The 6,127-nt window shown below is 34.6% G+C and carries 6 protein-coding genes and 1 rRNA gene; all 7 read right to left on the bottom strand.

Annotated elements, in window-relative coordinates:
• Window positions 1-108 (bottom strand): 16S ribosomal RNA (locus BM157_RS06510); the annotation flags it as partial.
• Between the two features lie 526 nt (window positions 109-634).
• Window positions 635-1,537, bottom strand: coding sequence for a hypothetical protein (locus tag BM157_RS06505; RefSeq protein WP_156333773.1), 903 nt, complete (start codon window positions 1,535-1,537; stop codon window positions 635-637).
• Window positions 1,538-1,540: 3 nt separating this feature from the next.
• On the bottom strand, window positions 1,541-2,299 hold the full coding sequence (locus tag BM157_RS06500) for a hypothetical protein (protein WP_090140402.1): 759 nt from the start codon (window positions 2,297-2,299) through the stop codon (window positions 1,541-1,543).
• A gap of 34 nt (window positions 2,300-2,333) precedes the next feature.
• Entirely contained in the window at window positions 2,334-3,233 is a 900-nt protein-coding gene (locus tag BM157_RS06495) for a hypothetical protein (protein WP_055177594.1), read from the bottom strand.
• A 14-nt stretch (window positions 3,234-3,247) separates the two neighbouring features.
• Window positions 3,248-3,832, bottom strand: a complete 585-nt coding sequence (locus tag BM157_RS06490; RefSeq protein WP_055177591.1) for a DUF4352 domain-containing protein — start codon at window positions 3,830-3,832, stop codon at window positions 3,248-3,250.
• Entirely contained in the window at window positions 3,819-4,649 is an 831-nt protein-coding gene (locus BM157_RS06485) for a hypothetical protein (protein WP_055177587.1), read from the bottom strand. Before BM157_RS06485 ends, BM157_RS06490 begins: the two co-directional genes overlap by 14 nt.
• A 147-nt stretch (window positions 4,650-4,796) precedes the next feature.
• The gene (locus tag BM157_RS06480) at window positions 4,797-6,110 is read right to left on the bottom strand and encodes a GHKL domain-containing protein (RefSeq protein WP_090140399.1); all 1,314 of its coding nucleotides are present in this window, start codon (window positions 6,108-6,110) and stop codon (window positions 4,797-4,799) included.
• Window positions 6,111-6,127: the final 17 nt, after the last annotated feature.

Genomic DNA, 6,127 nt, shown 5'->3' with positions numbered 1-6,127 from the left:
ATAAAAGACTTCAAACCGAAGTAATCTGTCTTAAATGCTTCGTTCGACTTGCATGTGTTAAGCACGCCGCCAGCGTTCATCCTGAGCCAGGATCAAACTCTCATAAAAAGTTTGCCTTGTCAGTTACAAACTAACTAGCTTAATAATAGTTTCCTTATACTGTGTTTAAGGATTCATTCAATTGCTTGAATGATGTTCACAAAAGATGTATACTTAATTCTATTGAATTCTGTACTCATCTCGAAATTCTAAAAAAGAATTTTCAAGGTTGTCTTTCTGTTCAGTTATCAAAGTTCATCGCTCTCAAATCCAGTATTTATCTGTGTTTGAGAAGCTTTTGTGTCGCTGTCGTATCGCGGCGACTTGATTATAATATCACCACCCATCACATATGTCAACAACTTTTTTCAATTTTTTTTAATTTTTTTGAGATTTTTGTTGATTTGGCAAAGCTAATTCTTTGCAAAGCCGCGTATTTACTAGCTTTGCAGCATTTTAATATTTTCCTTAATTTTGGAGATTTTTTTATTTTTTACCTCAATTTAATCTGTTTTTCTTATATTTATGGCTTAAAATATCCTTTTCTTTTTTGCAACAAATTGAAATCTTTCCCAATTTATAATGCATTTAAGCATTATTCGTGTCCCTGCCACTCCTGTTTTTGGTTAATTATATCCATTTTTCTTATATATAATGAGCCTGCTACCATGCAGAAGATTGTTATTGCCGCCATAATAATTACTCCCAATAATATGTTATATCCTTCTGGGCTGTATATTCCATTTCTTAAAGCCATACAATATATGGATATAATGAATGGATTATCTGAAAATGCACCTATAATAAGATATGACATCACAATAACATATCCAATGACTGGTGATATAATAAGTCCGACTGTAATCTGGATAATGCAGAAGGTTATTGTCATAAGCAGGCTCATAGCCATAAGACTTATCACCAGACCTGTCAGATTAGTGTTCTGTATAATAATCTGTTTATCCATAGAAATAGCCGAATAGCATACTTCTGGTGTCGGTGCAAGCTTAACGCCTCCTGTGCATATTCCAGCCACTATTATTACAGCATACAATATTGCATAACTTAGCACTGCTGTTAATATGCCCCATATACATTTGCTTATCCACCAGTTAAACCTACTTCCTGTTCTGACGATAATATTCTTTCCAAAGCCATACAGGTCTTTGATGACATAATTGCCGACAATATAAGCTACAAATATATTAGGAAGCATATACACAGAGGATATGTCTACGGTTTTAATCACACCACTATCATATTTCTTAACACCCCTTAACACCCATAAAATCATATCTCCACACGTATACGAGTCAATATGTCTGCTAAAGCTGCATATCATAATAAAATATATTACACATACTGCATATATTATTCCAAGCATTGCAAATCTTTTCCATTGCTGTACAATGCCCTCTCTTATGTCGCTTTTTATCTGCCACCACAACATCCACACTCTCTCCCTTATCTTTTCTGCAAAGTTATAAGTTTTCTGCACAATCTATGTCCCTAAGAATTCCTTTTTCTTAAATCTTACTGCCACGTTCACAAGGACAAATATTATTACCATAACTATCAGCGGATATATTATATTTACACCTAAGTTTAAGCCAACCTTGTATGTATAGCTTGATACCTGATAACTGCCAAATATTAAGCCATGGCTTTCAAAGCTTCTGTCTATAGTAATTAATATTATTGCAGATATATATCCTGCCCATTCTTTATTGGTGCACCACCATACTCCGATCATTACAATTCCCGTTATTAAAAAGCACTGAAATGTCTCTATTACATATGCCACCAGCAGCATAACAAATGATGGCTGTTCTTCACATACTTTTCCAAGCCATTTCACACAGCGACTATATTGTTCTCCCCAATTATAAAATGTATTTGTCCGCAATAAACCTACAATCGTGGTTAAAGCAAAGACATATACCGTAAAAAACGTACACAAAATGAGTAAATCTATCACGCATCTTTTCCATACATCATTAACTGTGCGTTCCCTGACAACCTGCATTATTCTCTGGTTATGCCTTTCGACAAATAATGTATAAAACAGCAGCAATGGAACACCAAATGTATCCACCACATGCAAAATACCTATTATATAGACATCATATAAGCACGGCACTCCTCCGCCGCTCCCAAGCTGCCCATTAAAATTAATAACAGCAGCAATTGTCATTGCACCTAATATAATAGCTGTAAACCTTGACTCATTTACCCGCAATAAATCAACTAATCTTTTCATCATACCACCTGTTATTGCAATTCTTCACGTTCCATTATTCCTGTCTTATATCCAGTTTAATAAGACTCTTAATCTTCTCAAAGTAGCCTCTGTCCTTGTTTTGATTATTACTTTCGTACATAAATGAAGTTGAAAAATATATATTGTCATATGAAATATCATCTCCATACACCAGATCTCCATATACACCCTTTCCTATATCCTTATCATAACGATATGTATACTGTTCAACCCACTTATCTTCTTCAAAATATATTAACACTTCTTCTTTTTCCTCGCCCGGCTGTAATGTAATTTTAGAAGCCGATTTCAAAGTAAATGCATCTGGTGCATTTGCACAAATAGGTCCTCCATCATTTGTCCCTTTCAAGCGTCTGTATTTCATCACAGAATTCTCCTTTTTTATGCTATACAGACTCAGGCTGTGTATAGGCAATGTGTATTCACTATTATTCTCATTTTTTATACTAAGCTTTACAAAAAGCGCTTTCCTCTCAACCCCACGTTCACTGTCTAATATATTCCCCTGTTCATCTATATAATCATCTGTTTCTACATAAAGCAGGAAATTTCTTATATTATCATATGCCGCCTGTGATGTAAGCTGTCTTAAATCACTAAAATCATCTGTAATAAGGGCATCTGTAACTGTAAATGATAACGTATCATTTCTACTACCAATTGTAACCTTAGCCGTCTCCCCAGTCTGTACCAGTTCCGGCATATAATTTTTATTGCACTCCTTATAATCTTCTGTATATACGCGTGGTGAATTGTCAGAAACCATATCTGATTGTCCAGATGATTCACTGCCATTTGATTTTGATGATGCATTTTCCATCATCTGATATATATCATCAGTACTTTGGCTGCTACAGCCTGATACCAGCATTAATACACATAAAATAGCAAATATTATACTTTTTCTTTTCATAAATAAACTCCTCTTTACAATCCCTTAATATCATCAAGAACTATAATTTCGTGTACAGGATAATTAGACAGTACAATACGAATCTGTGACTTTTTCAACATCCATCTTCTATCATCCCGCAACACTCCTTGTGACATTATAAAATGCAATACAATTTCCCTTTGTTCTTGTGCTTTAAGCTTTATGCTTGTCAATTCTCCATTTTCCATCACTTCTCCATATATTAATACGCCAACAGGATATATCTCCAATCCAAGATGCTCTAAAAGTGTTTTTGATAATTTGATTTCCTTATCTGTTTCATTCTTGACATCAATCTTCGCTATAAAATAATAAGTATTACTATTATTCCCGTTATCAGGGAGAAGTTCTGATCCATATTGGCTGTTTGCTTCTTCCTGCGGCATATATTCTACAGAATTAACTTTTATGCTCGTATCGCCCGTCCTTACCCATTCTCCAATTGAATGCACCTGCTGCTCTGGCTTTGGAAATCTTTTATTGACATCTATGTAACCTACAAGCCACACACCAGATACTACTAATATCAGGCAGGCTATAACAACACGCTTTATAATTCTCTTTTTAGAGTGCATCATTCTTCACCCCTCTCCACACATATATAACAAGATCAAACAACAAAACCACGCATATAAATATCACATAACTCTGCCAGTAATTTATTGCCACCTGATCAATCCTGAACAATCTCCATGGAGCCGCCCCTTTTATATATCTATATTTAACAGGAATCCATGTTGAAACTGCATTAATGAATTCACATAATACACTTGGAAACAACAGTACAATAAATGCATTATTAACATACAGCGATACAACGAGAGACATTGTTGCCATCAGTCCTGCACATATAAACTGGAGAATAAAATATAACAAATAATATATATACGGATGTGAGAATAATATATATGACCATATTCCATTGCCATTACAGGGAACAGTATGACTAATTGCTATAAAAGATGGCATCACTGCTGATGTAGCAATCAGATCCAGTACTAACGGAGCAACTGCCGCCGTTCCACCTGTAAGAAACACTGCAATATATTTGGCTGATATGTAATTAATCTTTTTGGTTCTTGTATAATAATTCTTTACAATCCCCTTTTTATAATCTGTATAATATGTAACGGCATAAGGCACAACAGCAAGTAACGGAATAAGCCTGACATACAATGTGTAATGCCAGCCTTCGCCCATTGCCATCCACATATTATTAACATTGGCTACTGTTTCAAGATTACCTGTTTTATAAAAATGTAATGGATCGAGTGCCGTTGGTAATACCTTCTGAAAAAAATGTAATGTACTTATAACTATACCTATCAGGAGCGACACTTTTAAACCTGCACTTTTAAACGCCCTCTCCAGCTCTATTTTTAACATCTGCTTCATAATATCCTCCATTCCTGTGTTAAGCCCAGCCGCATAAAAAAATCCAGCACATAGATTCTAATCTCTATGCACTGGATTATATCATACGCATTTTGCGATATTCGGTTAATGTAAAAAGTTGTATTCATTAATGTAACTTTTTGCACATCAAATGCTTATCTTGGTCTGATACACATTTTCAGACACATTTTCCTTATAACTTCCTCCATATTTCTTAACAATACGGCGCACATTATTAATGCCCCTGCCGTGATCTATGTAATATATGGCTGGCTTCTTTTCTGTATCTTTCAGGTAATTATTCTCTATTATTATTATAAGCTTTCCTATGCTCTCTGTTATAATTATATGTATATAACCACCTGTATTAATATTATTCACAGCTTTAATGCTGTTGTCTAACAGATTACCTATTATAACTCCTAAATCTCCCATATCCACACTAATCTGCTCTGGAACTTCCGCCTCACATTCCACCGAAATGTTATCAGCAACACCACTGAGCTTGTATGTCAGAATGTTATTGATGACAAGATTATTACAGTATATTTTCCCCTTAACCATATCGACACTTCCTATCATTCCGTCTAAATAATCAAGTGCCGCACTGCTGTCATTCTGTACTATAACACTCCTTAAGGAACTAAGCCTGTTCTTGATATCGTGCCTTATATCCCTTAATTCTTCCTGTCCTGATTTGATATTATCGTATATTTCCCTGTTAGTCTGCCGCTCACGTTCAAGCATAATAATCTCATAACTATGACGGCTGTTCTGTTCAATCATATTAATAAGCATCGCTATTATGTTAGTTATGCACCATAGAATAATAAGAACTGCCAGCACAATTGGTCTTGTGTCAACATATTTATATGCCATTTTGCTTACCATAATACATGCCACAGTTATGCCAAATGATGTCACAGCTATAGCTGTCCCTGCAAGCCTTCCAAGCTTTATGCCTATATATTTATCATATACATCAACAAGTATTACAATCAGTATTCTTACCATAATAATACAGCTAATTTCTCTACTAATGTCTGAACTGTACTTTTCAATTCTCGTAAGAGAACAGTTCTCCAATATCAGACGAACCAGAATATTAACAGTAACCGACATACTTATATGATATGCCGTACTGGCTGTTACCGTGTATACATCAAAAGCACTATACTTAAAACCTGCAATCATAATAACAAGAAGAAGTATATACATCGTATAGCTGTTGTTAATCAGAAAACTGTACATACATAATATATCAACTGCCGCCAGAAGAATATTATATACATAATAAACAGCTATTTTAAAATAACTTAACAGCCGTACATTAAGCCCATATGAACTATCTGCTGGTTTCAAATGTTCCACATATATATAATTCTTCTGATACCCAATATATATAATATAGTCTATTATACCTGCCAGCATACACAATAAAAACATATGATTATCTAACATATCTTAAGTGCACCTCT

This window comes from [Lactobacillus] rogosae (assembly GCA_900112995.1).
GTDB classification, from domain to species: domain Bacteria; phylum Bacillota; class Clostridia; order Lachnospirales; family Lachnospiraceae; genus Lachnospira; species Lachnospira rogosae.
The sequence above is the reverse complement of the archived record's forward strand: the minus strand, read 5'-3'. Positions and strand labels throughout refer to the sequence as shown.

Coding starts and splice junctions, on each gene's coding strand:
- BM157_RS06495 (WP_055177594.1), bottom strand. CDS start 3,233: ATGAAAAGAAAAAGTATAATATTTGCTATTTTATGTGTATTAATGCTG.
- BM157_RS06500 (WP_090140402.1), bottom strand. CDS start 2,299: ATGAAAAGATTAGTTGATTTATTGCGGGTAAATGAGTCAAGGTTTACA.
- BM157_RS06485 (WP_055177587.1), bottom strand. CDS start 4,649: ATGAAGCAGATGTTAAAAATAGAGCTGGAGAGGGCGTTTAAAAGTGCA.
- BM157_RS06480 (WP_090140399.1), bottom strand. CDS start 6,110: ATGTTAGATAATCATATGTTTTTATTGTGTATGCTGGCAGGTATAATA.
- BM157_RS06490 (WP_055177591.1), bottom strand. CDS start 3,832: ATGATGCACTCTAAAAAGAGAATTATAAAGCGTGTTGTTATAGCCTGC.